Annotated in this window: 22 protein-coding genes and 2 pseudogenes; 14 read left to right on the forward strand and 10 right to left on the reverse strand. The window is 63.2% G+C overall.

Going from position 1 to position 26,501, the window contains the following annotated elements; translation table 11 throughout:
- Positions 1-2: 2 nt before the first annotated feature.
- The 4 genes from DIE11_RS30625 to DIE11_RS30640 form a co-directional block, all read right to left on the reverse strand.
- Entirely contained in the window at positions 3-1,280 is a 1,278-nt protein-coding gene (locus DIE11_RS30625; RefSeq protein WP_124629169.1) for a four-carbon acid sugar kinase family protein, read from the reverse strand.
- Positions 1,277-2,443, reverse strand: a complete 1,167-nt coding sequence (locus DIE11_RS30630) for an iron-containing alcohol dehydrogenase (protein ID WP_124629171.1) — start codon at positions 2,441-2,443, stop codon at positions 1,277-1,279. Before DIE11_RS30630 ends, DIE11_RS30625 begins: the two co-directional genes overlap by 4 nt.
- A 14-nt stretch (positions 2,444-2,457) precedes the next feature.
- Positions 2,458-3,354 (reverse strand): 4-hydroxy-tetrahydrodipicolinate synthase, encoded by an 897-nt coding sequence (gene dapA, locus DIE11_RS30635; RefSeq protein WP_124629173.1) that lies wholly within the window; start codon positions 3,352-3,354, stop codon positions 2,458-2,460.
- A gap of 1,012 nt (positions 3,355-4,366) precedes the next feature.
- Positions 4,367-5,620 (reverse strand): LysR family transcriptional regulator, encoded by a 1,254-nt coding sequence (locus tag DIE11_RS30640; protein WP_124629175.1) that lies wholly within the window; start codon positions 5,618-5,620, stop codon positions 4,367-4,369.
- 480 nt (positions 5,621-6,100) lie between these two features.
- On the opposite strand from DIE11_RS30640, the gene DIE11_RS30645 reads away from it, so the two are divergent.
- The 8 genes from DIE11_RS30645 (at position 6,101) to DIE11_RS30680 (ending at position 15,279) form a co-directional block, all read left to right on the forward strand.
- Complete coding sequence (locus DIE11_RS30645; protein ID WP_124629177.1) at positions 6,101-6,622, forward strand: hypothetical protein; 522 nt, start codon at positions 6,101-6,103, stop codon at positions 6,620-6,622.
- 93 nt (positions 6,623-6,715) lie between these two features.
- Positions 6,716-8,020: a gallate dioxygenase gene (locus DIE11_RS30650; protein WP_124629179.1), complete on the forward strand. Its 1,305-nt coding sequence runs from the start codon at positions 6,716-6,718 to the stop codon at positions 8,018-8,020.
- A 125-nt stretch (positions 8,021-8,145) separates the two neighbouring features.
- Entirely contained in the window at positions 8,146-9,495 is a 1,350-nt protein-coding gene (locus DIE11_RS30655; protein ID WP_124629222.1) for an aromatic acid/H+ symport family MFS transporter, read from the forward strand.
- Between the two features lie 72 nt (positions 9,496-9,567).
- Positions 9,568-10,593, forward strand: coding sequence for an amidohydrolase family protein (locus DIE11_RS30660; protein ID WP_124629181.1), 1,026 nt, complete (start codon positions 9,568-9,570; stop codon positions 10,591-10,593).
- Positions 10,594-10,595: 2 nt separating this feature from the next.
- Positions 10,596-11,279: a 4-carboxy-4-hydroxy-2-oxoadipate aldolase/oxaloacetate decarboxylase gene (ligK, locus tag DIE11_RS30665; RefSeq protein ID WP_124629183.1), complete on the forward strand. Its 684-nt coding sequence runs from the start codon at positions 10,596-10,598 to the stop codon at positions 11,277-11,279.
- A 14-nt stretch (positions 11,280-11,293) separates the two neighbouring features.
- Complete coding sequence (locus tag DIE11_RS30670) at positions 11,294-12,001, forward strand: substrate-binding domain-containing protein (RefSeq protein ID WP_124629185.1); 708 nt, start codon at positions 11,294-11,296, stop codon at positions 11,999-12,001.
- 199 nt (positions 12,002-12,200) lie between these two features.
- A complete protein-coding gene (locus DIE11_RS30675) occupies positions 12,201-13,997 on the forward strand; it encodes a tannase/feruloyl esterase family alpha/beta hydrolase (RefSeq protein WP_124629187.1) in 1,797 nt (598 codons plus the stop codon).
- A gap of 67 nt (positions 13,998-14,064) precedes the next feature.
- Entirely contained in the window at positions 14,065-15,279 is a 1,215-nt protein-coding gene (locus DIE11_RS30680; RefSeq protein WP_124629189.1) for a porin, read from the forward strand.
- A 639-nt stretch (positions 15,280-15,918) separates the two neighbouring features.
- Here the strand turns inward: DIE11_RS30680 and DIE11_RS30685 are convergent.
- On the reverse strand, positions 15,919-16,500 hold the full coding sequence (locus DIE11_RS30685; protein WP_124629191.1) for a TetR/AcrR family transcriptional regulator: 582 nt from the start codon (positions 16,498-16,500) through the stop codon (positions 15,919-15,921).
- Between the two features lie 241 nt (positions 16,501-16,741).
- Between DIE11_RS30685 and DIE11_RS30690 the strand changes: the two genes are divergently transcribed.
- Together DIE11_RS30690 and DIE11_RS30695 are read left to right on the forward strand one after the other, a co-directional pair.
- The gene (locus DIE11_RS30690; RefSeq protein WP_124629193.1) at positions 16,742-17,404 is read left to right on the forward strand and encodes a DUF3313 domain-containing protein; all 663 of its coding nucleotides are present in this window, start codon (positions 16,742-16,744) and stop codon (positions 17,402-17,404) included.
- A gap of 89 nt (positions 17,405-17,493) precedes the next feature.
- Positions 17,494-17,697 (forward strand): hypothetical protein, encoded by a 204-nt coding sequence (locus DIE11_RS30695; RefSeq protein ID WP_124629195.1) that lies wholly within the window; start codon positions 17,494-17,496, stop codon positions 17,695-17,697.
- Positions 17,698-17,924: 227 nt separating this feature from the next.
- Here DIE11_RS30695 and DIE11_RS30700 read toward each other — a convergent pair whose 3' ends face one another.
- Complete coding sequence (locus tag DIE11_RS30700) at positions 17,925-18,365, reverse strand: DUF2059 domain-containing protein (RefSeq protein WP_175817913.1); 441 nt, start codon at positions 18,363-18,365, stop codon at positions 17,925-17,927.
- A gap of 496 nt (positions 18,366-18,861) precedes the next feature.
- Here DIE11_RS30700 and DIE11_RS37450 point away from each other — a divergent pair, with 496 nt between their 5' ends.
- Positions 18,862-19,032 carry a DUF6726 family protein gene (locus tag DIE11_RS37450; protein ID WP_311767439.1) on the forward strand — a complete coding sequence of 57 codons (171 nt, stop codon included), beginning with the start codon at positions 18,862-18,864 and terminating at the stop codon, positions 19,030-19,032.
- A gap of 167 nt (positions 19,033-19,199) precedes the next feature.
- Here DIE11_RS37450 and DIE11_RS30705 read toward each other — a convergent pair.
- Positions 19,200-20,291, reverse strand: a pseudogene (locus DIE11_RS30705) (IS5 family transposase).
- Between the two features lie 116 nt (positions 20,292-20,407).
- Between DIE11_RS30705 and DIE11_RS37225 the strand changes: the two are divergent.
- Positions 20,408-20,560: pseudogene (locus tag DIE11_RS37225) on the forward strand (CoA transferase); the annotation flags it as partial.
- Positions 20,561-21,031: 471 nt separating this feature from the next.
- Here DIE11_RS37225 and DIE11_RS30715 read toward each other — a convergent pair.
- The gene (locus DIE11_RS30715; RefSeq protein WP_059679835.1) at positions 21,032-21,634 is read right to left on the reverse strand and encodes a TetR/AcrR family transcriptional regulator; all 603 of its coding nucleotides are present in this window, start codon (positions 21,632-21,634) and stop codon (positions 21,032-21,034) included.
- A 175-nt stretch (positions 21,635-21,809) separates the two neighbouring features.
- Between DIE11_RS30715 and DIE11_RS30720 the strand changes: the two genes are divergently transcribed.
- Positions 21,810-22,523, forward strand: a complete 714-nt coding sequence (locus DIE11_RS30720) for a hypothetical protein (protein ID WP_260437210.1) — start codon at positions 21,810-21,812, stop codon at positions 22,521-22,523.
- Positions 22,524-22,898: 375 nt separating this feature from the next.
- Positions 22,899-23,981: a porin gene (locus tag DIE11_RS30725; RefSeq protein ID WP_260437214.1), complete on the forward strand. Its 1,083-nt coding sequence runs from the start codon at positions 22,899-22,901 to the stop codon at positions 23,979-23,981.
- 205 nt (positions 23,982-24,186) lie between these two features.
- On the opposite strand, the gene fahA is transcribed toward DIE11_RS30725, so the two are convergent.
- Together fahA and DIE11_RS30735 are read right to left on the reverse strand one after the other, a co-directional pair.
- Entirely contained in the window at positions 24,187-25,509 is a 1,323-nt protein-coding gene (fahA, locus tag DIE11_RS30730) for a fumarylacetoacetase (protein WP_124629203.1), read from the reverse strand.
- Positions 25,510-25,522: 13 nt separating this feature from the next.
- Positions 25,523-26,350: a cyclase family protein gene (locus DIE11_RS30735; protein WP_124629205.1), complete on the reverse strand. Its 828-nt coding sequence runs from the start codon at positions 26,348-26,350 to the stop codon at positions 25,523-25,525.
- Positions 26,351-26,501 lie beyond the last annotated feature (151 nt).

The following is a 26,501-nucleotide window of genomic DNA, read 5'->3' on the forward strand; positions in this document are numbered from 1 at the left end:
CTTCACAAATTGGTTTGAGCTGTATTGGTCGTCTTGCCTTCATTCGCAAGCCGGTGCCACGCGTGATGGATCGACGCGGGCTGGCCGAAGCCGCCCGCCTTGGTCACGACGGGGAGTGTCTTTCCTTGCAGTCGGCATTCGAGGAGCGGCATGCCGTCCTCGATTTCGTCGACGACCCGCAAGGCGCTCGCGCCGGCTGCGGTGAGCAGCGCGCGCGCTGTTTCGCCGCCCGTCGCGATGATCCCGCCTGCGTGGCGCACGGCGGGCGCCAGCAACGCGGCAAGACGGTTGCAGAACAGCAGGCCGTCCTGCACATCACCGCGCTGCGTCTGGCTCAACGAGACCACCACATGCTGGCCGCGACGCAGGGCGTCGCATACGACAGTCGTCACGTCGTTGCGCGGGTCATCCAGCGCTGCGACAGCGACCTCGAGCGCTACGAGGCTGGCGCCGGCGTTGACCTTGAGGCACTCCAGCTGCGCATGCGAGATGCTCGACATGCTGCCGACGACCGTGAGCACGGGGCCTTGCGGATCCTCGCGATCGGCCGCCGGGCCGGTCGTGCTTCGGATTGGCGCCAGCGCCTCGATGACGGCGGGCGCCAGACCTGCCGAGCCCACCCAGAATACGTCGTCGAGCATGGCCGATGCGCGGGCGATGCGTTGCAGATCATCGTCGGACTCCGCATCGCACACGACGGCTTGCGCGCCGTCGGTTTGCCACTGGCGCAGGTATGCCGCGAGCGTGTCCGGTTCGTCGCGCACCGCGCCGATTGTCGCGTATGCGACGCGCAGATCCTCGGTTGAAAGCAGCGCAACCAGGTCGGCCTTGCCAGGGATGTTTTCGTTGCGCCAGTATTCGCTCGCTTCGACCGGCACGCCGCGAACCCATTGGCGGCCGTCTCGCGTCGTGCGTCCGGATGCCGGGTAGGCGGGGCAGACGATCGCCATGCCGAGGACTGACGCCAGTGCGGCGACTTCGGCTGCGACATTGCCTCGCAGCGTGGAATCCACCTTCTTGTAGACGCGCGTGCCTGCACGCGACAGCGACTCGACGGCGGCGACGTTGCGTCGGCCGGCCACGTCCTTCGATGCGCGGCGCGAGTCCACGTCGACCGACAGGATGTCGATGCCGCTCATCGGCGCCGGCGCATGCTGCGTGTCGAGCACGACCATCGCCGTCAATCCGTGACGCAAGCCGGCCACCGCGCAATCGGCCGCGCCCGACAGGTCGTCGGCGACGATCAGCAGCCGCGGTGCGTCCTGTGTGACCGTGTTCATGGCAGCAGGCGACGGTAGATCGACTTCATGTCGTCGAGCGTCAGCGCCTTCGGATTGTTGCCGAGCAGGCGCTTGACCTTCGATGCCGCAACCGCCAGCGCGTCGAGATGTTCTTCCGATACGCCGAATTTGCGCAGGTCCTGCGGAATGTCGACGGCCGCCGTCCATTCCACCATCTTGTCGATCAGCTTGCGTGCTGCGACCGGGTCCGAATCCGTTGTCGGCGCCAGGTCGAGTGCGCGCGCAACGTTCGACAGCCGGCCTTCGATCGCATCGAGGTTGAAGGCCATCACGTGCGGCAGCAGCATCGCGTTCGCGACGCCGTGCGTGACGTTGAACATCCCGCCGAGCGGGTAGGCCAGCGCATGCACGGCGGCCGTGCCGGCGGCGGTGAGTGCGAGGCCGCCGTACATCGACCCGAGCATCATCGCTTCGCGTGCCTTCAGCGATTGACCGTTTTCGTACGCCTCGACGATGTTCGCGCCGATCAGGCGCATCGACTCCATCGCGTACATGTCGCTGATCGGGTTCGCCTTCGTCGAGATGTACGATTCGAGCGCATGCACGAACGCGTCCATGCCGGTCGCGGCCGTGATCGGCTTCGGCAGGCCGAGCGTCAGTTCCGCATCGAGAATCACGATTTTCGGCAGCAGGTGACGACTGACGATCCCCACCTTCAACGATTCGTCCGGCAGCGTAACGATTGCGTTGGGCGTGACTTCGGAGCCGGTGCCGGCGGTCGTCGGCACCAGGATCATCGGCACGCCGGGGTGCTTGACGAGGTCGATGCCGAGCCAGTTGTGCAGCGGTTCGTCGTTGGTCAGGCGGACCGCGAACAGCTTCGCCGCATCGAGCACGCTGCCGCCGCCGATCGAGAGAATCGCCTGCGGCGCAAAAGGCTCGATCTGCTCCTTGTACACTGTCTCGACGTTGCCGATGGTCGGCTCCGGCTCGACGCCGCGAATGATGCGCACGTCGACGTCTTTCGCTTTGAGCGATTCGATCACGCGATCGGCGACACCCAGCGCTTCCATTGCGGGCTGCGTGATCAGCGCGATGCGCTCGACCGGCGTATCGAGCAACGACAGCTTGTCTGGGAGCGTGGCGAGGCTGCCGGCGCCGTGGACGATGTGCTTGACAGTCTGGAAGTGATAAGTCGTCATGCTGATGACCTGTTTCAGTGGCCGCGTGCGGCGTCGTGGTAAATGGAGAGCGCTTGCGCCAGTCGCTCGCGCGCACTGTCGTCAAGCGGTTGCGCGGGAGACCGCGCGGGCCCCGCGGGCATCCCGAGCATCTGCGCGGCGGTTTTAAGCACGACGGGCATCGTGCCCAGCGCGAACGCGTCGCGTAGCGCGCGCAGCGATTCCTGGGCGGCGCGCGCGCCGGCGATGTCGCCGGCCTGGAACTTGTTCCAGATCGACATGACCACGTGCGGGACGGCATTGGTCGTCGCGGCGACCGCACCGTCGCCACCCGCGATCAGCGTCCAGAGAATCATCGAGTCGGTGCCGGTGAAGACCGCGAAGTCGTCGCGCCGCAGGTTGATCAGCTGCAGCAAGCGATCGAAGTCGCCGCCGCTGTCCTTGATGCCGCGGATGTTCGAAATCTCCGACAGGCGGCGCACGGTATCGACCGTCAGCGTGATGCCCGCTTTCGCGGGGATCGTGTAGAGCATGACCGGCAGCTGCGTTGCTTCTGCGATCTTCTTGTAGTGCGCGTAGAGCTCGGGCTGCGTCGCGCCGTTGAAATACGGCGTGATCACCGATACGGCATCCACGCCGACCTCGGTCATCTTCCGGTTCAGGTCGATCACGTCACGCGTCGCGTAGGCGCCGGTGCCGGCGATGACGGGCACGCGCGAACGGGCCTGGCTGACCGTGATGCTCGCGATGCGCAGCTTCTCTGCTTCGCTCAGTGCGATGAATTCGCCGTTGGTACCGAGGACGAAGAGCCCGTGCACGCCCGACTCGATCAGTCGTTCGACCAGCGCGCGCAGGCCCTCTTCATCGACGTTCTCGTCTGCCGTCATCGGCGTGATCAGCGCGGGAACGATCCCCTTGAACGACATTGACATGCTTGCTCCATCGAGGACGGGACGGCCGGTGGAATCGCCGTCTCCGGGGTTATGCCGGAATCAGTGGGGCCGAGCGCCGGCGGCAGAGACCGCGTCGCTGAGCACGCCATCCGATGCAATTCGTATGAGGGAACGCGTTGTCCGTCATGTTCTTCGATGGACTTGCGCGGTTCGATCAAAAATTTGCTTGATGTGTGCATTCTAGCGGATAACGTGATCGATTCAGTCAATGAAAACCCTTATATGATCGAATCGATCATTTTGGTCGTTTGCGGAAAGAAATGCGACAGACTTGGCTCCAGACCGCGCGTCGCACCCTGTTGCAATGAGTTGGGCCAGAAGAGCGGTCAGTGGCGGCGAAGGCCTGGACGCACGGCGCTTGATCTGCAGAGGAGTTTGATTCTCGTGAGCGCGAGATATCTGATCGGAACGAGCAAATCGGCGATTCTCTTTGGTGCGTTTGAATGGCCCCGGGGGCGATGCCGCTTTCATCTGCAGTGGGTTGGTCAGTCCATGGCGAATGCTGACGATCCGAGAATAGCCCGTTGCATCGGTCTTGGAGCTGACCCTGTAATCCCGGACACAGCATCACACCAAGGTTGCTGAATCCATCGCACGTCGGAACGCTCGTGGCGAACGATATTTCAACGCGCTATGGGGAGGCTTCTCGTTGTAATGCTCGACGGCGATAGCCAGGTTGCGTGCCGCAGTCGTTCAGCGTCGTTCGCTTCGCCCCAACCGCAATTCGCTGTCGCGTGCCGATCCTGTCGTCGGGACGAGCGCGCCAGCAAGCTAGGGAGCCTTGTCGTCACAGCGTGATTGCCTGTTGAAACTCGGGTTCCGCGCAACGCGTGAGCGCGACTGCCGGCCCGGCGATGGCGCCGCAGGGAAGTTGACACTTTCCAGTGCGCGTCGCGCTTCGGCCAGCAGCCGCACCGTATATCGACCGGATTGCGCGGCAACGCTCGCGCCGGGCGCGATTCGAATCCGACGCGACAGCCATGCGCTTTCGTTATCGCTCAGCGGCCGTCGCGTGCGGCGTGCGTGCAACCTCGGTCGCCACCACTCGAAGCGCGTCAATCACTGCACGCGCAGCCGGTGTCGGCGGGCTGCCGGCGCGCGTCATCAGGCCGATGTCGCGGGTGGTTCCGTGCATCGGCACGTCGAGCACGGCAAGTAGTCCCGCTTCGCATTCATAGTGCAGCTGCTGCGCGGACAGCACCGCGAGCATGTCGGTGTGTCGCAGCAGGCCGCGAATCACCGCGAGGTCGGCGCTCTCGACCGTCGCCATCGGCGGCTTGAGCTTCATGCGCCGGAACAGCGATTCGAACAGGCCGCGCGCGGGCGAATGGCTGCGCGGCAGGATCCATTGCGCACCGGCGAGGCTCGCAAGCGCGAGGTTGCGCACGCCGGCGAGCGGGTGATCGTGGCGCGCAAGGACGACAAGGTTCTCGGACATCAGCCGTTCGCTGTCGAGGTCGCTCGCCGGATCGCTCGCGCGCAGCGCGCCGAGGATGAAGTCGATGTCGCCCGCGCGCACGCCGGCGACGAGCGCCTCGTATGCGCTTTCGTCGGTGATCACACGCACCTTCGGAAATCGCGTGACGACGCGCGCGACCGCTTCGGGCAGCATCAGGGTGCGGCCGAGCGGCAGCGCACCGACGGTCACGGCACCCTGGATGCTGCCGTGCAGCGCGGCGACGTCGTCGGCGATGTGCCGCAGTTCGTTCAGCGCGCGCCGCACGTGCAGCAGGAACGTCTCGCCGTCGGCCGTCAGCAGCAGGCCGCGCGGATGTCGATGGAACAGCGCGAAGCCCGCGCCGCTCTCGAGAATCCGGATCGCGCTGCTGACGGCCGGTTGCGTGACGCCGAGCGCACGCGCAGCGCTCGGCATGTGCCGGTGCCGCGCGAGCGTCGAGAACAGCTGGAGCCGCCGCGTGTTGAGCAGGTACGCGGGCAGGCCGCCGTCGGCCGACGCGCGGCGGCGCGACTGGCGCAGCGCACACCAGTTCGCGAGCGCACCGAGTTCGGCGATCACGCGCTCGCCGCGCTTGAGCACCGCACGCCCGACCGGAGTCGTGAGCATTCCGGACGGCTTGCGATCGAACAGCGCTTCGCCGACCACTGTTTCGAGTTCCTGCACCGCGCGCGTGACGGCCGACTGCGCGCGAAACAGCGTCGCGGCGGCCCGGCTTACGCTGCCCGTTTCGGCAACGCGCTGCACCGCGTACAAGCAAGCGAGGTTCGGAAGTTCGGTGTTGTCCATGGGCGTTCGGGCGGTGTGCGTCGCGGCGGCAGCCGCGCGCACGACATGCTTGTATCCGGGCGGCCTGCGCCGGCGGCGCAGCTGGTTGAACGACTTTACCGGAACGGTGGCGGCAGAGCTTGCGTCGTGCTTATCGACCCATCTGTTTTATTTATCGGCCATGAATCGCCTAGTGACAGGTTGTGGCTCGCGGGCCGCCGAACGCCGACGCGCTAGCGCCATATCCGGCGGGCTTCCAGGCCGTCGGCGAGGTGCTTCGCATCCCGGTTGAAAGCCTGCCAGATATGCAGATTCGCCAAAAAATCAGGGTTTACCCTGACTGTCTTGCCTGGCCGGCGACTGAGTAATTTCGATCCCGGGGACCGCAAGCACACGGTTGCCGGCGCATCGGGCCGCCATCTGATTCTTTGTTCGCCCGATCCGATCACGAAAGGGGCTTGCGCGCGGCGCGGCACCTGCAACCACGAGCGAGGCAGCGCAATGGGACGACAGCACATCATCGGAGCAGGCGGATCGACGGACGCATCGGCGGGCAGCACGCCGCTTTCCGATACGGTACGCGCGGGCATTCGCGGCGGCTTCGCGGGCGCGGTGCTGATCTGGGTCTACGAGGCGCTCGTGTGGGTCGGCGCGCAGCATCTGATGCCGCTCGCCGGTATCCCGCGCAACGCGACGGGGCTCGTGTTCGGCAAGGCCGCACAGGACGCGCTCGGCATTGGCGCGTACTTCATTGGCACCGCGATCCATTTCGCCTTCGCGCTGTCGTGGGGCATCGTGTTCGCGGCGATCTGGCCGTGGTTTCGCCGGCGCGGCTTCGAGGCGACGTTCGTCGCGCTGTTCTTCGCGATCGTCGCGTGGATCGTGATGCACGCGCTGATCATGATCGCGTCGAGCAATCATCCGAACTATTTCGACCCGAACGTGATCATCGGCGGGTTCATGTCGCATTTCGTGTTCGCCGTTCCGCTCGCGCTGGTCGTGAAGCGCAGCCTTGCGCCGTAGCCGGACCGGCGCGCAGCGAGCGAACGCGCACGCATTCAATCAGTAACGAACGGCGCGGCCTGACCGCGTCGGAGCATACGAAGGAGCATTGGCATGGCACGGATTATCGGAGGCATTGCGGCCTCCCACACGCCCACGATCGGGTTCGCGTTCGACAAGAACAAGCACGACGATCCCGTCTGGGCGCCGATCTTCGAAAACTTCGCGCCGCTGGCCGCGTGGCTCGCCGACAAGCGTCCCGACGTGCTGCTGTTCATCTACAACGACCATGTGACGTCGTTCTTCTTCGATCACTATTCGGCGTTCTCGCTCGGCGTCGGGCCGCAGTGGCATCCAGCGGACGAAGGCGGCGGCGCGCGCGACCTGCCGCCGGTCGCCGGCCACCCGGCGCTCGCCGCGCATATCGGCCAGTCGCTGATGGCCGACGAGTTCGACATGTCGTTCTTCCAGAACAAGCCGCTCGACCATGGCTGCTTCTCGCCGCTGTCGGTGCTGTGTCCGCACCGGCCCGACTGGCCGGTGCAACTGGTGCCGCTGCAGATGGGCGTGCTGCAGCTGCCGGTGCCGTCCGCGCGCCGCTTCTACCGGCTTGGCCAGGCGCTGCGCCGCGCGATCGAAAGCTATCCGGAGGACCTGCGCGTCGCGATCGTCGCGACCGGCGGACTGTCGCATCAGGTGCATGGCGAACGTTCGGGCTTCAACAATCCCGAATGGGACGCACGTTTTCTCGATCTGCTCGAGCGCGACCCGGAGCGCCTGGCCGGCATGCCGCTCGGCGAATATGCGACGCTCGGCGGCTTCGAAGGCGCCGAGGTCGTGATGTGGCTCACGATGCGCGGCGCGTTGCCGGCGGGCGTCGTGTGCCGCCACCGTAGTTACTACCTGCCGTCGATGACGGGGATCGCGACGGCCGTCTACGAGCCGGCGGACACTGAAGTCGACGAGGCGGCGGCAGAGCGTCACCGGCAACGGATCGCGGCCGAACTCGCCGGCGTCGAGCAACTGCCGGGCACCTATCCGTTCACGATCGAGCGGGCCGTCCGCGCGTACCGGATCAACGACTATCTGCACCGGATGATCGAGCCCGCCCATCGCGCGCAGTTCCTGAGCGATCCCGAAGCGAGCTTCGCGGCCGCGGACCTCAGCACGGAGGAGCGCGACCTGATCCGCCGGCGCGACTGGCTCGGCCTGCTGCGCTACGGCGTGATCTTCTTCCTGCTGGAAAAGCTCGGCGCGGTGACGGGCGTATCGAACCTGCATATCTATGCGGCGATGCGAGGCGAATCGCTGGAGGACTTCCAGCGCACGCGCAACGCGCCGGGCGCGCTGTACTCGGTAGCCGGAAAGAGCGCCGGGCCGCTCGGCTGGGACGGCGCGGACCAGCCGGGCAACACGTAACGAAGACGAAGGCGCACGCGGGATCGCGGCACCTGCTCGACTGGAGCGCTGGAAGTGAAACAGTTCATATAAATAGGATGACGAATCGATAAGTCGATCGTCGCAAAGGAGACAGGAGAGTCATGATGACAAGTGGAAAGACAATCGACATCAAGTCGTTCATCGACAAGCAGCCGGTGTCGCGCTACCAGTGGCTGCTGGTCGTGCTGTGCTGCCTTGTCGTGATCGCCGATGGGATGGACGTCGCGATCATGGGGTTCGTCGCACCGTCGGTGATTCGCGACTGGGCGATCTCGCGTCCCGAATTCGGGCTCGTGATGAGCGCGGCGCCGATCGGGCTCGTGATCGGCGCGCTGCTGGCCGGCCCGAGCGCCGACCGGTTCGGGCGCAAGCGTGTGCTGATCGCGTCGGTGTTCCTGTTCGGCGTGTTCACCATCGTGACCGCGCACGCGCACTCGCCGTTCGAGATGGCGGTGCTGCGGCTGCTCACGGGCATCGGCCTGGGCGCGGCGATGCCGAACACGACGACGCTGCTGTCCGAGTACGCGCCGCAGCGGATGCGGGCGCTGATGATCACCGTGATGTTTACAGGCTTCAACCTCGGCTCGGCGCTGATCGGCTTCGTCGCCGGCTGGCTGATTCCGCTGCACGGCTGGCGAGCGGTGCTGCTGTTCGGCGGCGCGCTGCCGCTGCTGCTGATTCCGCTGCAGCTGTGGCTGTTGCCCGAGTCGGCGCGGCTCCTGGCCGTGCGCGGTGCGCCGTCGCAACGCGTCGGCGCGCTGCTGAACCGCGTGTGCGGTGCCCGGTTCACCGGCAACGAGACGTTCGTGTCGAACGAGCCGCCGCTGCCGACGCGCAAGCCGATCGGCGTTCTGTTCTCGCAAGGCTATGGCCGCGTGACGCTGTCGCTGTGGATCACGTACTTCATGGGGCTGCTGGTGATCTACCTGCTGACCGGCTGGCTGCCGACGCTGATCAAGGATGCCGGGTTGTCCGTCAGCACGGCCGCGAACGTGACCGCGATGTTCCAGATCGGCGGCACGATCGGCGCGATCGGCGTGGGCTGGCTGATGGATCGCGTGCGCCCGGCGCCGGTGATCGGCGCCGCGTATCTCGGCGGCGGGCTGTGCGTGGCCGTGCTCGCCTGGGCTGGTGCGTTGTCGTCGTCGCTCGCGCTGCTGGTGTTCGCGGCCGGCTTCTGCATGAGCGGCGCGCAGACCGGGCTGAATGCGTATGCGCCGGGCCGCTATCCGACCGTGGCACGCGCAACCGGCGTGAGCTGGATGCTCGGGATGGGCCGCTTCGGCAGCATCTTCGGCTCGGCGATCGGCGGTGCGCTGCTCGGCTTCGGCTGGAAGTTCGACGCGATCCTGTCGATGCTCGCGGTGCCGGCCACGCTGGCGGCCATCGCGATCATGACGACGCAGCGTGCGGCCGTGTCCGGACCGCATGAACTCGAAAATCCGGCGCACTGACGCACGTCGCACACCGCCGTCCGGCGCGGCCGGTGCATGGTGCCGGACACCTCATCAAATGCAGGAGCATCAATGATCATCGATATTCACGGCCACTACACCACCGCGCCGAAGGCGCTGGAAGCGTGGCGCAATCGCCAGATCGCAGCGCTCGGCAGTCCGTCGGAGCAACCGAAGGCGGCCGAGCTGAACATCCGCGACGACGAACTTCGCGAATCGATCGAACACAACCAGTTGCGGCTGATGCGCGAGCGCGGCCTCGACCTGACGATCTTCAGCCCGCGCGCGAGCTTCATGGCGCATCACATCGGCGACTTCGCGGTGTCGAGCACGTGGGCGGCCGTGTGCAACGAGCTGTGCCATCGCATCCATCGACTGTTTCCCGATCACTTCGTGCCTGCCGCGATGCTGCCGCAAAGCCCGGGCGTCGATGTCGCGACCTGCATTCCGGAGTTCGTGCGCTGCGTCGAGGAATACGGCAACGTCGCGATCAACCTGAATCCGGATCCGTCTGGCGGCCACTGGACGAGCCCGCCGCTGTCGGACCGCTACTGGTACCCGATCTACGAGAAGATGGTCGAGTACGACGTTCCCGCGATGATCCACGTGAGCACGAGCTGCAACGCGTGCTTCCACACGACGGGCGCGCACTACCTGAACGCCGACACCACCGCGTTCATGCAGTGCCTGACCTCTGACCTCTTCCGCGATTTCCCGACGCTGCGTTTCGTGATCCCGCACGGCGGCGGCGCGGTGCCGTATCACTGGGGGCGGTTCCGCGGGCTCGCGCAGGAGCTGAAGAAACCGCTGTTGAAGGACCATCTGCTGAACAACGTGTTCTTCGATACGTGCGTGTATCACCAGCCCGGCATCGATCTGCTGACCGGCGTGATTCCGGTCGACAACATCCTGTTCGCTAGCGAGATGATCGGCGCGGTGCGCGGCATCGACCCGGAAACCGGTCACTACTACGACGACACGAAGCGCTACATCGACGCATCGTCGCTCGATGCGCAAGCGCGTCATAAGATCTACGAGGGCAATGCGCGGCGCGTGTATCCGCGCCTCGATGCGCAACTGAAAGCGAAGGGGCTTTGATCATGACTGAACTCGGTGTGGTGTACCGCACGATCCAGCGTGCGGACAAGGATGTGGCGGCGCGGCTCGGCGCGCTCGGCTCGGCGACGGTGCACGAGGCAATGGGCCGCACGGGGCTGCTGAAGCCGTACATGCGGCCGATCTACCCGCGTGCGCAGGCGTCCGGCACCGCCGTCACGGTGCTGCTGCATCCGGGCGACAACTGGATGATGCATGTGGCGGCCGAACAGATCCGGCCGGGCGATGTGGTCGTTGCGGCGATCACCGCGGATTGTACCGACGGCTATTTCGGCGACCTGCTCGCGACCAGCTTCAGGGCGCGCGGCGCGAATGCGTTGATCATCGATGCCGGCGTGCGCGATGTCGCGGTGCTCGAGGCGATGCAGTTCCCGGTCTGGAGCAAGGCGATTTCGGCGAAAGGCACGATCAAGGCAACGCTCGGTTCGGTCAACGTGCCGGTCGTGTGTGCAGGCGCGCTCGTCCATCCCGGCGACGTGATCGTCGCGGACGACGACGGCGTGGCCGTGGTGCCGGCCGCGCGCGCGGCGCAAGTGCTCGAGACGGCGGCGGCGCGAGAAGCGAACGAAGCGGCGAAGCGCGCGAAGCTCGCGTCCGGCGTGCTTGGCCTCGACATGTACGACATGCGCGAGCCGCTGCGTCAGGCCGGCTTGCGCTATATCGACTGATGCAGGTGGACGCGATGATGCAGACGCCGGAAGCAGCGGTGACGGTCACGGGCATTTCGTCGATGGCGACGCGGCCATTGCTCGCGCGGCTTGCCGCCGCTTACGAGCGCGACACGGGCACGCGCGTCGCGATCACGTCGGTCGGCGGCGTCGACGCTGCGCGGCGCGTGCGCGACGGCGAGCCATTTGATGTCGTCGTGCTCGCGTCCGATGCGATCGAGCGGCTCGCGGCGGACGGTCACGTCGAGCCGGGCAGCCGCGTGGATGTCGCGCGCTCTGGCATCGCGGTCGCGGTGGCGACTGGCGCGCGGCGGCCGGAGATCGGTACCGAGACGGCGTTGCGCGATGCGATCCTGGGCGCCGGCCGGATCGGCTATTCGACGGGGCCGAGCGGCACGCACCTGACTCGCCTGTTCGCCCGCTGGGGCATCGCCGACGCGATCGCGGCGCGTATCGTACAGACCCCGCCCGGCGTGCCGGTCGGCGCGTTGATCGCATCCGGCGACGTAGAGCTGGGCTTTCAGCAGTTGAGCGAGCTGATGGACGTGCCGGGCGTCGCAATCGTCGGCGCGTTGCCCGACGCCGTGCAGGCCGTGACGGTGTTCGCCGCCGCGGTCTCTGCCGTCGCGCACGATCGCGTGGCCGCGGCGCGGTTCCTCGCGTATCTTGCGTCGCCGCAAGTCGCGCACATCAAGCGCGAACACGGGATGGAGCCCGCATAGAGCTGATGCGACCGGATCGATAAACGAATCGGATGGGATTCACCGTTCTTCGCAACGGGTTCCCGAGATGAGATTAGTCATACTGATGAAGTGGTGAGCGGCGATCCGGATTGCGCGATTCATCGAAGAATCGATACAACGTCGCCGCTTCGTCCGTTTCGGGCGAGCGGCATATCCAGAAGAAAGACAGGAGACAGGCATGCAGATGAACTGCGGGGCAGGGTGGACGGTGCGCGCATGGTATCGCGCGGCACGCGTGAGGCGCGATGCGCTGACCAGGGTGCTGGCAATCGGCATCGTGTGGCTGTGTGCGGCGCTGACGGGCTGGCCCAATGCGGCGAACGCGGCGAGCACCGCCGGACTCGCGAATCTTCCCGCGGTGATGCCCGCGATGTCGTGCCCGTCGGTCGCGGCGCTCGACCTGAGCGGCGTGACCGACGGTACCGTCACGATCACGTCGGCGGTGCTGCTGCCGGCCGGCACGGTGGTCGGTAACAACACGCTGCCGGCGCCCGTGTGTGACGTGAAGGGCACGATCGGTCCGGGCGCGTCGCTGTTCGAACTGCAGCTGCCTACGCAGGGCTGGACGCAGCGTTACCTGCAAACGGGCTGTGGCGGCCTGTGCGGCAACCTGTCCGTCAATGCGCCGATGGCATCGACGTGCGTGCCGGTGACGAACGGCACGATCGCGATGGCCGCGACCGACATGGGCCACGAAGGTGGAAACGACGGTTCGTGGGCGCTCGACCCGAAGGCGAAGCTCGATTTCGCGTATCGCGCCGAACACGCAACGGCTCAGGTCGCGAAGGCGATCATTGGCAAGTTCTATGCACGGCCCGCGCGCTACGCGTACTTCGACGGCTGCTCGGACGGCGGACGCGAAGCGCTGATGGAGGCGCAGCGCTTCCCCGACGACTTCGACGGCATCGCCGCCGGTGCGCCCGCAAACGATCTGATCGTGCAGAACACGTTCCACCATGCATGGCCGAACGCGGTGAACACCGACCCGAAGACGGGCAACGCGATCCTGCTCGCAGGCAAGCTGCCGATGCTGCACGCGGCCGTGCTGAAGGCGTGCGACGGGCTGGACGGCGTGATCGACAACCCGCGCGCGTGTCACTTCGATCCCGCGACGATCGTCTGCGCGCAAGGCCAATCCACTGCGACCTGCCTGATGCCGCAGGAAGCCGACGTCGTCCGCCGGATTCACGACGGTGCGACGACCCCGGACGGCACGCGGCTCGAGCCGCTCGTCTCGCGCGAATGGGGCTCGGAACTGAACTGGACCCTGTTCGTCCCGGCGACCGCGACCGCACAGAGCGGCACGATCGGCTTCGTGCTGCCGTTCCTGCGCTATCTCGACTACTACAACGCGTCGTATCCGTCCGCGGCGATCGGCGACCTGAAGTTCACGCTCGACGGCTTCGCGAAGACGGTGCCGGTATCGAACTACCTTGCCGCGACCGATCCTGACCTGAGCCGCTTTGCCGGGCACGGCGGCAAGCTGCTGCTGTGGCACGGGCTGGAAGACCAGCATATCTCGCCGCGTTCGAGCATCGAGTACTACGAAGCGATGAAGCGCTACATGGGCGACGCGCGAGTCGACCGCTTCGCGCGCTTCTACCTGTTCCCAGGCGTCGCGCACTGCGGCGGCGGGCAGGGGCCGAACGTGTTCGACATCCTGTCGCCGCTGATGGCATGGACCGAGACGGGCGCGACGCCGGGCAGGATCGTCGCATCGATCGTTGACGCGAACGGCAACACGACCCGCACGCGTCCGGTGTTCCCGTATCCGGCCACCGCGCGCTACACGGGCAGCGGCAGCACCGACGATGCGGCGAACTTCGTCGCCGATGCGCCGAGGGCTGACCCGTTCGTCGACCTGCACTGGGCCGGCGAATGGCTGTACTCGCCGGGTTACGAGGCGCAATGCCAGGTCGAGGGTTCGCAACTCGTCTGCAAGGGCGGTAACGGCTGGCATGCGTATCGTCCGTGACCTGAGGACGGCGTGCCACGACCACAACAACTCACGCATTCAACAAGGCAAGGAAGGAGACAGATCGATGAAGAAGCAGGCATCACAGGTCGCGCTGACCGCCATCGCGATGGCGGCGGCCGCACCGGCGTTCGCGCAGAGCAGCGTCACGCTGTACGGGATCGTCGACAACGGGATCGGCTACCAGAGCAACGCGACGACGCTAGGCTCGACGATCGGCGGCAAATCGGTGGTCAGGATGAACCAGGGCGTGTGGGCCGGCAGCCGTTTTGGCTTGAAGGGGGCCGAGGATCTCGGCGGCGGCACGAAGGCGGTCTTCACGCTCGAATCGGGCTTCAACTCGGGCACCGGCGCGACGCAGTACACCGATGCGATGTTCGGGCGGCAGGCGTGGGTCGGGTTGACCAATGCGACCTACGGCACACTGACCGCGGGGCGGCAATACGCGTCGTATTACCAGACGATGTCCGCGTTCAGCCCGACGACGTGGATCACCGGCTACTACGGCGCGCACCCGGGCGACGTCGACGGGCTCGACACGATCTATCGCGCGAACAACACGCTCGAATACACGTCGCCGAAATGGTACGGGCTGACGCTGAGCGGCTCGTATTCGTTCGGCGGCGTGGCCGGCAGCACCAATGCCGGCTCGACGTGGGCGACCGGCATCCAGTACGCGGCCGGCCCGCTCGGCGTCGGCATTGCTTTCGAGCGCGTGAACAATTCGAATACGGCCGGCGGCACGTGGGGCGCGAATTCGACGACGTCGAACGGCGGCTCGCAGGTGGGCGTGTCGGCGCTCACGAACGGCTACCAGACTGCGAAGGCGCAGCAGCGGTTCGCGGTGGGCCTGGGCTACCGGTTCAGCGACGCGTGGGATGCGACGGCCACGTACACCAATACCGAATACATCCCGGGCGCGGCGTCGAAGTTCGTCAACACCGCGATCTTCAACACGGTCGGCGCGGTGCTGCACTGGAAACCGTCGGCAGTGTGGGATTTCGGCGCAGGATATGCGTACACGCGCGCGACCGACGCGAACGGCATCACCGACGGCGCGCAGTATCACCAGTTCAACCTGTCGCAGTATTACTCGCTGTCGAAGCGCACGGGGCTGTATCTGCTCGAAGCGTATCAGCACGCGAAGGGCAAGACGCTCGGTACGAGCGGTGCGGGCAGCATCGTCGACGCAACCGCGACGCTGGGCGATGGGTTTAACTCAGCGCCGTCGTCGACCGGGAACCAGTTCGGGTTCGGTGTGGGGATCATTCACCGGTTCTGACCGCGCAACGAGCGTCTCCAGTGAGGCGCTTGTCGATTGTGTGCTAAATCGCAATTTATCTCATTTTTTGAGAGCGGCACGAATCGGACTACGGCGTTAATAAGAAGCACTTGACCCGCCGCAGCACGAGCAGGTGTCGAAGTCCTTCAAAACTGCTAATTGAGCCCATGCATCACGATAATGTAATAATTCCCTCTGGTCTCATCCAATAAGCCACAGAGGCGGTTTCGAACACTTTTCGAGGCGTTGTGTTTCAACAACGTCTGCATGTTCGGATGATCGTTTATTTTGCTAACGCGTTTGCGCTGTCCTTTAATTCCGATAATGCTTCTGACGAAGCTCGAGAAGAAGCGGCAATGATGAATTCGGAAAAGTAGAATCGCAATGCAAAGGAAATCGCGAGCGCGATCGATCAACCAATCGAATCCTGTTGCATGCATGGCCCCCTCTTTGAGACCGTCTTCGCTTCAATTTTTTGTCGGTCTCTGAGGCTAGGGTCATTCTGTTGGTGCGTCAGTTGGGCCATTACGCACTCCCATGCTCCCTTGCGACGCCATCTGGAGAAGCGCATGTATATCGTACGCCGTCGTCCGAATCATTTAATGTAAACAGACCCGTTAGCGGCGACAGATCAACCGCTCATTTCGATTTCGGCTTGGCCGTCCTAGCTTGCCAGCTTTCCTCATCCAGCAAGCGGGCGAACAGTCGATTTCGCATGGCGCCGGTCAGTGGTGTCAAGCCAAGCAGCACGTTGAACGCAATGCCGCTCGCCGCGAAGTAACGCAGCAGCGAGAGTTCGAAATCGCCGGACTCCTTGTCCATGGTTTTCAACTTGTCGGCATCGGCGTTGTCCCGGCCCTCCAGCAGTTCCGGGCTTTCGATGATTGCCGCCAGTACCGCGCGTGCGACCGAGTTCGGTTGATTGGTGGCTTCCCGGAAAATCGCGATCTGGGCCGCGAGCGTCGGCTCGACCTTCGACACCCCTTCCTTCACGAGGTAGTCGCGGCCGAACTGCTCGAATTGCTGCTGCTGGAATTCGAGCAACGCCTGGAGCACGCCCTGCTTGGTGCGGAACTGATGTAGCAACCCCCCCTTGCTGATGCCGCTTTCACGCGAGAGCGCGTCAAACGTCAAGCCTCCCACGCCATCGCGCGTGAGGATGCCGAGTGCTGCATCGATGGCCTTCTTGCGGGAAATTTCCGAGCGGGTCTGGTTGTCCATTTGGTCGTCGCGATGGCGTCGCGCTTGGGCGCGGTGATGGGGCGATAGGGTGATCGGGCGAGGCGAGCTCAAGATGATGCGCTCGGCCGCAAGCCCGGCATTGTACCTTGGCGATTGTCTTCTGTAAAACAAACCGGGTAGACGGTTTACATATGGCAAGGGCGATGCTACGCTTCCGTCGCGTCAACCCTTTATCAATTTCACCTCTGGTGCCGGCCGAGCGCCTTCCACGGAATCCGACATGCTCACACCCAAATTAGCCTCTTTTATTTTTTCCGGCGTCACGGTGCTGACGTTGACCGCATGCGCCAGTGTGCAACCCGTTGCCTATTCGGGCATTGCTTCCTCGCCACAGCTGACACAGAACCGCGGCGGTGACGCCGCCAAGGTGCCGTACCGATATGCGGCACGAGTGGACTGGTCGCAATACCGGCAGGTGATCGTGGATCCGGTCGTCGTGTATGCCGGCCAGGACAATCAGTTCGGAGACTTGAAGACCGAGGACAAGAGCGCGCTTGCCGATTACATGGGGAAGGTGTTCGTCGACAAACTCGCAAAGCGCTTCCAGGCCGCGTCGAAGCCATCCCCTGCGACACTGCGCGTACGGCTCACGCTGACTGGCGCGGAGAAGACCACGGCGGTTGTCGGACAAGCCATGCATTTCGATATCGCCGGCAATCTCTATAACGGCGTGCAGGCAATTCGGGGTGGCAAGGGGGCGTTCAGCGGTTCGGTTTCGTACGCTGTCGAAATCTACGACAGCGTGAGCGGTCAACTGCTGACTGCATATGTGACAAAGCAATATCCGAACGCCATGAACCTGCCTGCTGCATTCGGTTCCCTCAGTGCGGCCCGGACCGGCATTGACAAGGGCGCAGACGCGCTCGTTGCCCAACTCCGGTGACGGCAGTGATGTCACGCTCGCTGCGAAACGGCGGGTCGATGTCGAGACATCCGGGATGAGTTGACCGAAATTGACGAGGAGCCGGGAACATGCGTGAAATCGCCTATCTCATTCTTACCACGCCACCTCCGCTCATGGTTTCGATCGTGTTCCTGGTCGCCTACATGGCGATCGGGATTCCTGCTCACATGATCCGTGGGGCGCTTGCACGGGACATTTTCGGTACGATGGCCGGTGTCTTTGCGTCGCTCTTCTATCTGACACTCGTGCTGGGCTTCCAGACCGACATCTAGGACCTGTCTCGATGATTGCGCGCGGGACCGTGTCGGCTGCAGGCGACGCAGTGAACCCGCCGAAGTTGCATTGATCGTTAGATCGTCGCGCAGCAAAGAGCGTTGGCAAAGACGCGTGTCGTCGCCCGAATGGGCACCTGCACGGCGATCTGCGGGTCGCCGGCGAAGTGCCTTCCAGCGGGCATGGAATCCCGCCGGCAACACGAGCATCGTGCAACGACGCTTCCTCAGTTTTCATTTATCCGAGGTTGAACGCTGGAGATGGCTCTGTCCATCTCCGGCATGATTGTGGTTCGACCTTTGCGAAGCCATGCCTGTCCGGCCGAACTCGTATAGAAATCGTTGACGCTACGGAGTTCGCTGACCGTGAAATTCCTTGCGCAGCTATCCGTCAACTGCTTGAGTACCGGATCCCTGAGATCGTTGACGGAGTCTTCGACCATCTCGCGATAGGTGCTGGCGTCCCACGATCCGGTCGGCCCGCGCTTGCGACCGGTGATGTCGTACGATTTTCTGACGAGATCGCGGATACGCTGGTCCATATCGTCTTCCATGCCTGATGACCTGAGCGCTTGACGGCAGAGGGTGCGCTTCTCGCCGAATCGATTCAGATCGTCGAGGCCACGAAACTGAGCATGTGCCGTCGAAATGAAACCGATCGCTGCCATGCATGACACGATTGGTATGCAGTATGAAATTTTCATCTGGGACCCATTCTAGAAGCCGTTCGTCAGGTAAGGAACCTCGGTTGAAAATACCGTCACGATGATGAGGACGCTCACGAGCGATACAACAAGTGGGACTGCGAGCAAAAGCAGCGTGCGGATTGAAAATCCGGGGCTCGGGGTGGCTGTAGTCGGGTGGCGCATGGTCACTGTTCGATGAAAGACGGAAGGGAGTACGGTCTGCTGCGCTCGCTCGATGGATACCGTCATGTGAGCGTTGGTTGACGCTGAGGCAACGGCGCATTGGGTTCCGGCGCGCCCGTTACGCGTCGAGCGATCGATCGAGGTGTGCTGGTTGTCGCATGTACGGATTCGACATGCGAGACATGCTAACATACAAACCGGATAGACGGTTTGTATGTTAGCATGTCTTACGGACCGCAGGGTCCGTAAGTCAGGTCCGTTCGGATCGTGTGCTGATCGCTATCAGGAGGCGTATATGAAGTGGTTTGTCCGTGCCGTTTGTGTTGCCGGCTGCATCGTGCTTGGCGGATGCGGTCTGGCTGCAGCGCCGTGTCGTATCGCGTCTGCAGGGATCAAGATCGTGCCGGTCGTGGGACATGTGGCCGCGGCGCCGACGGACGCTTGTGCGACAGTTATCGACCCGTGAATTTAGACTCGCACCATTAACAGGTCGTTGAATTACTGTCGGGCCGGACGTATTTTCCCTTTGGCCGTTCGCGGCGACCACCGCGAAGCGTTCGATTTTGGCTCATTCGCCCGACTTCAATGCGAATGGATCAACGTCGTGGGCTTCCCGGTGCCCACTCCGGTACCTCAGGCGCTCTGCGGGCGCAACGCGGCCAGCGATCTCAACCGTGTCAGGTTGTAGGCTGCCATCGTCAGGGGCAGCAGTTGGTCCACTTTATCGAGACCACGGACCATGACCTGTCGCAGCAGGCCGCTCGTCTTGCCCCAGCCGAGGCACTGCTCAATGCATTTCCGTTTGCGCTGGCTCAGTGCGTAGCCCAGGTGCCGAGTGGTGCGTTTATCGATCGCGCTGCCGCCGCTGCGTTTCGTGTTCCGCGCCACATGCAGCGTCACGTTCGCGTCCCGGCACGCCTTGGTGAACCCGCGCGTGTCGTAACCCTTATCGGCGCCGACCGTGATGCGTCGATCTGGTCGCGCGACGTCCCGCAACATCTCGGCGGCAACGTCGCGTTCGGCTCGGCCATTCGCCCGGCTGGCCTGTACATTGACCACCAGACCGTACCGATTGTCGGTCAGCACATGACCGAGATAGCTCGGCAGCGCCGGCGCCACATTGCTCTTTCAGTACAGGCGGCTGTCACCGTCGCGCTTCGATTTATGCGTTTCGTTGCTGCGCGGCTGGCCGTGCCGGTTGCCTGGCGGCCGGTCGTCGTCGCTACCATCTTTGCGACGGATGCTCTTGTGGCTAGCCCAGGCCTGAATCAGTATGCCATCGACGCTGAAATGCTCGCCCGACAGCAAGCCTCGTTTCTGCGCCGTTTCCACCGTCGCGTTGAACAGCTCCGTCACCGTGTCGAATTCCAGTAGCCGATCCTGGTTCTTGCTGAACACCGAGTGGTTCCATACCGCATCCTCGATCGACAGGCCTACGAACTACCGGAACAGCAGGTTTTACAAGATCTGCTCGACCAGTTGTCGCTCGCTGCGGATGCTGTATAGCACTTGCAGCAGCATCGCCCGCATCAGTTTTTCAGGCGTGATGCTCGGACGGCCTCCCTTCGCGTCGACTTCGTACATCGCCGAGAACTTCGCGTCCATCTTCGACAATACTTCGTTCAGCCACGTCCGGATGTGGCGCAGCGGATGCGCCTGCGGAACAAACTCTTCTGGCCTCACCGTGCTGAACAACGATTCGTTGTAACCGTCCGCGCCTCGCATCGGCCTGCTCTTCCTTGATTTCAGGAACCTACATCGTGCAGGACGGACCAGGGTATTTCAACGGCCTATTAATCCTCGGCCAGGCGATCACCGGCATTGCCGCATTTTGAGCCGCCATGAAAACGATCGCACAGCAAGGTGTACTGGCCGGTCTTCGCGTACTCGATCTGTTGCGGGTGCTGGCCGGGCCGTGGGCCGGCCAGCCTCTCGCCGATGTCGGCGCCAATGTCGTCAAGATCGAGCGGCCCAGGATGGGCGACGATACGCGGGTGCCCTTCACGTCGACCTACAGACACTGGCCAGCCTCAGCACGATCGGCTGCTCAAACTCGGCTGTCGCAGAACACGTGACTGCGGCCGCGGGGCGCTGCAGCAGCATCGCGGGGGGCTGACATTCTCACTTCGCAAACTGTGACAACTTTGCAATGGCCTATGGCTGTCATGCTGGCGATGCTGCGCAATTATCCGCTGGCGGCGCGCACGCATGTGAGGCCCGATGAGTTGCGCGACACTTGCGTCGGAAGGGATTTACCCGCGGGAGGCCACTTAGTGCGCATCCGAATCTCGCGCTCGCACTGGTTCCCGACGGCATTATGTGCGTTCCAAAGCTCGTTACGGATCGCTACATCAACGACGGTGTGCCGTTGGTCGCGACAGCAAATTCCCGCTCGATCAAACTGGGCGGAATCTCATAGAGCGCTGCCTTGCCTCGATGGTCTCATCTTTGATGTTGCCCGATGCTCAGGAGCCTCGCTCGCGAAGCATCCACAGCGTCAGGTCTCGAATCTGATCGGTCGTGACGCGCTCGTGCAGGATCAGCGTGCGTAGATAAACGGCGCCGATCAGGCAATGAAGTAGGGGCATTGGATCCGCCCCCTGCGACCACTCGCCCATTCTTGCGGCGCGGTCGAAAATCTGCTGAACCGCCGAAAAGCGGTTCGTCCACAACCTGCGCAGTTCGCCCGTCACGGCCGCGTCGTTGTACGTGGCCAGCACAAACTGAATGGCAGACCTGCCCACACCCGTTCGCAAGTAGCGCGCGGTTGCCGACAGCAGAGCGACGAGATCCGCGTGAAGCGAACCCCGATCCGGTATCGCGATGTGCTCGGCAAAAAGCTCGAAGACGGCCTCCATCATCAGCCCTTCCTTGCTCTTCCAGCGGCGATAGATCGAACTCTCATGCACGCCCGCGAGCGCTGCGATGGCACCGATGTTGAGCCCCTCGAAACCGGCTGCCTGCAATTGGGCAATCGTTGCGGAGATCACGGCTTCACGGACACGTGCGCTGCGGCCGCCAAGGCGGCGACGTGGCGACGGCGATTCTTGTTCGGCTGACTTTGGCATGAGCAGATTTTACACATCGTTTCATCGACTGCCTGCCTCGTCACGGCAGTCCGGCCGCGACTACGACCACGCGACGGTCGACAGGCATGCGGTAAACACTAACGCAAGTTTACTTGCGTTAGTGGCGCGAGTCGGGAAACATGGCAACTCGTTCACCCGCGCTACGGAGGTTCAAGTGAAAGCAGTGACGTTTTTCAAGTCAGGTACAGAGGTGGCTTGCGAGGACATCCTCAGAATGGAAGTTAAAAGGGCGCGCTACATGATGGCCTTGCTCATGGAGAAACTGGGGGCGGACGGCATGGTCAGCCTGTTCGCGAAGGAGATCGCGGAGCACGAATCGAACGAGAAGGATTGGTCGCTGCGTGCGAGTGGTTGCTTCAGTTCGTCGGTTGCCGAAGCGCACGTCGCGGTGGGCACCAGCGCAGAATTCGTGAGTTGGTTCTGGGCGGGGTATGGCGGGCCGAACAGCCCGGCAATGCTCCGGGCCCACCCTGAGCATCTCGGTGCGCTACCACTCTCGGACGGGCGTGTCGGCATTCTGGAAGTACCCGGCCATACAAAGTCGCCGGCCCTCCTGAAGCTCCGCCATCTGGATGACTGGAGTGGAATCCCGATCGAACTGGCGCCCGATATGCCGCATCGGATGATGGGGCGCGTCGAGACGCCCGATGGCAAGACCGTTGGTTACTTGCTGCACCAATTCAGGGACACGCTTCCAGGGTTCGATGCACGGTTGGAGATCTTCTGGCCATCGACCGCGCCCGAAGAACTCATTCATGGCCACTCGGACCACCTGATGGTCGAGTGGTGCAACTGGTTCGAGCTCTATGCCCTTTCGCGGACGCAAGCAAACGACTTGATGCCGTTGGCGCTTTCCGTGAATACATAACCGGCCCGTCGGTTCGCGTACTTCGCGCAGGCAAGTGCGGCGCGGGCCGCTTGTGCGGAGCGTCAAGCAGCGGAAACACGCTACTGTTTTGCCACGTCATCGAAGCCGTGGACCGATTGCGGCCGATGTGCGCTCAAATTTGCGATTCGAGCCCGTGGCAATGTCGCGAGGGACATCAATCCCGGACCGGCGGAGGTTCAAGAAAAACCAACGCCCCGGCGTGCACGCCTGGCAAGACTCCGAGGACAGAAGCCAAAACGGCCATCGGTCCGGTTTCATTTGATCGCCATACGTCGAGCGCCGCATAGAGGCAGACTTTTAATCAATTATTTTGTAGTCCTGCATGACTGGAGGAGACATTAAAACGTGAGCAAGATGCAAAAAATCCGCCCGATGCTGCTGATCCCTATCTCGATCGCAGTACTGGGCTTACCGCCAAAAGTGCATGCGCAAAGTAACGTCACACTGTATGGTGTCGTGGACTCCGGCGTGATGTACACGAGCCGCACCTTCGACGCTGGAGCGGGGGCGAGCGGCCCGCATCAGGTATCAGCAACGGATGGCGGGATCTCGGGTTCTCACTTCGGTATCACCGGTGCCGAGGATTTGGGAGCAGGTACAAAGGCGATCTTTACACTGGAAAGCGGCTTTACTACGAACAACGGGGCGCTGGGCAACTCGAACGGGAATCTCTTCGGGCGGCAAGCCTTCGTTGGTCTCTCCGGACACTTCGGTACCGTCAAGGCCGGCCTGCAATACTCGCCGTTCGGATTTGCGATCGTCGATACGGACGCGCGGCATGCGTCGTTATTCGGGAGTCAGGCCGGCATTTACATGGGCAACTTTTTTGCGACCGGAATTTTCGTCGCCAATGCCGTGTCCTATACGAGCCCGACAATCGCCGGCATACAGGCGAGTGCATTGCTTGCACTGGGTGGCGATCCAAAGGGATTTCAGGCGGGGCGCCAATATGCGGCTCGCGTGAGATACGAATGGAAAGATCTGGTCGTGAACGCGGCCCTGTTCAGTGGAAATCCCGGCGGGTCAGCCAGCATTTCTACGCCATTCCCGTCAACGATCGAATTCAGCGGTCGAACGATCGGCGCGAGCTATAGGTGGGGAGGCGCAACCTTCAAGGGATCGTACACAAGCTACAAGATCGCCGGTTCCTTCAATGAGAAAGTGTACGCTGCGGGCGGCGAATATCTGATCACGCCGACACTGTCCACCGACGTAGGCGTTTGGTACATGCGGGACAGCAACGATTCGGCGAATCATTCTTTGCTGGCGTCTGCCGGGCTGGACTACTTTCTGTCGAAACGAACGACCTTGTATGGCTCCGCGGCATGCGTGAACAACCACGGGTTGATGCACGCCGGGTTCACCGTGAATGGTGCGCTGTATGAGCCAACCGGTAGCAGTGTGGGCATTGTCGTTGGCGTTCGTCATCTCTTCTAGCGCACCCGAGAAACATATGCCGTGAAATCGCCGTCAGCGTTATTTGCTGGCGGCGATTTCACGGATGCTTCCTGGCATTGGGGGGCGGTGTTCAAGCACGGTGCGCGGACACTGCAAGTCCACCGGCGGCGCACTTCAAAGCGCTAGGGCCACGAACGTGGCCCGCGCGCATTGAATCAGTGACCGGTTGCGAAATGACTTGCGGTCATTGAGCGCTTTCCGCGGCTGGCACCTGCAACACGGTTCCGTGGTTGGTGCCGAAACCGATTCGTGTAAAACCATCGCGTTCGCACCAGCCCCGGAAAATGACGGTATCGCCGTCGTCGAGGAACGTGCGGCTTTCACCATTGCCGATATCCACGGGTTGCGCGCCGCCTGCCGTGAGTTCGATCAACGCACCGGCTTCGCCCGATGACGGGCCGGAGATGGTGCCGCTTCCTAGCAGGTCACCCGGCTGGAGGTTGCAGCCCCCCATTGTGTGGTGCGCGATCATCTGTCCCAGCGTCCAGTACTGGTGCCGGAAACTGGTGCGCGTCAACGTACGCGGTTGCAGCCCTTGCGCGAGCTGACGCGCGCTGAGGATCGACACCTCGAGCTGGATGTCGAACGCCCCGGCCGTGCTGTTGTCGCCTGAAGACAGGTAATCGAGTGGCTGCGGGCGTTCGGCGACGCGTGACCACGTGGTGCGGTAAGGCAACAATGCTTCGAGGGTTACTAGCCAGGGCGATATCGTCGTCGCGAAATTTTTCGCGAGGAATGGCCCGAGCGGCTGCATTTCCCACGACTGGATGTCGCGCGCGGACCAATCGTTCAGCAGGCAGAGCCCGAAAATGTGCCGTTGAGCCTCACGCAGCGGGATTGAAGTACCGCGTGGATTGCCGACCCCGATCACTGCGCCCAGTTCCAGCTCGTAGTCGAGCCGGCGACATGCATCGTGAACGGGAGAGGCGGACGGATTCGGGCGATATTGTCCCATTGGGCGGTAGACCTGCTGACCGCTGACGCCAATCGACGACACGCGGCCATGATAAGCGATGGGTAACCAGTCGAAATTCGGGCTGATCGCCATGCCGAGCGGGCGGCTGCAGTTCACCGCATGATCGAGAGAGGTGTAGAAATCGGTGTAGTCGCCGATGCGCACGGGTACGGCGTACTCGGCTTCCGCTTGTGATACCAGCGTCTTCCGTACGCCCGGCTCATGCGGACTACCGGCCCGAAGCAGTTCGAAGAGTGAGTGGCGCAGTGCCTGCCAGGCAGCCGGCCCCATATCGAGCAGTGCATTCAGCGTGGTTGCCGTTGCCGCTCGCACGGCCTCGAGTGCCAGACCGTCCATACAGCCCGCCTGCTGTAGCGCAGCGAGGTCAACGATCTGGTCGCCGATCGCGATCCCGCCACGCCAGGTCTCGCCGCCGCCCCGGCGGCGAAACACGCCGATTGGCAAATTCTGCAACGGAAAGTCGGTCCCCGCCACGTTGGCCGCTTCGAGCCAGCTGCGTTGAGTGACGTCATGTGTGTGATTCAGTTCCATTGAGGCTCCTCGCCTATACGGTTCGATGCAGGTCGCAAGCTGTTGCATTGAGGGCGTCGTCGAAGATCGCGACTGCGCGAGTCCAGCCTGCGGAGGCACCCCGGATTTTGTGCGGGAAGCACGAGATGAAGAAGCCGTGAGGTGGCAGCACCTCGAGATTGTGGAGTTTTTCCAGATGGCAATAGCCGATCTTGCGGCCGGCCTTATGTCCTTCCCAGATCAGCGATGCATCACGCGTTTCGGCATATTTTTTTGCGGTATGTACGAATGGTGCGTCCCAACTCCACGCGTCGGTGCCAGTCAGGCGAACCCCTCGCTCGAGCAGGTACATGGTTGCGTCGAAGCCCATGCCGCAACCCGAGGAAACATAGTCGGGTTGTCCATAGCGCTTGCCTGCACGCGTGTTGATGACGACGATATCAAGCGGCTTGAGATCGTGGCCGATGCGCGCAAGCTCGAATTCGACGTCAGTAGCGGTCACGACGTAGCCATCGTCGAAGCCAGTGAAATCAAGCTTCACGCCGGGTTGGAAGCACCAATCGAGCGGGACTTCGTCGATGGTTGTAGAACGCTGCCGCTCGCCCTTCGAATCGTTCATCGTGCTGTGGAAGTGGTACGGCGCATCCAGATGAGTACCGTTGTGTGTGCTCAACTGAATGTGTTCGATGGCCCAGCCTTCGTTGTCAGGCAGGTCGGTTTCCTGTAGGCCGGGAAAGAAGGCCGTCACGGCTTTGGCCGTATTCCGGTGCGTCAGATACTGGATCTTGGGGCCGTAACCCGGTGGATCGGAAATGACGTCGTTTTCCAGATAGATCGAAAGATCGACGAAGCGTCGTGTCATGTGCGGTTGCTCCTGATTTGGGGGACTTACCACCGACGCCGCATAGCACCGTTCATGTTATGCAGACTGGACGATCGTACAGTCAGTATTGTGTTGGTGTAAACTGGCGGCGCGTAATGAACGGAATGGCATTCGCGGTAATCGAGTCACA

It is taken from the genome of Burkholderia sp. Bp9012 (assembly GCF_003853825.1).
GTDB lineage: Bacteria > Pseudomonadota > Gammaproteobacteria > Burkholderiales > Burkholderiaceae > Burkholderia > Burkholderia diffusa.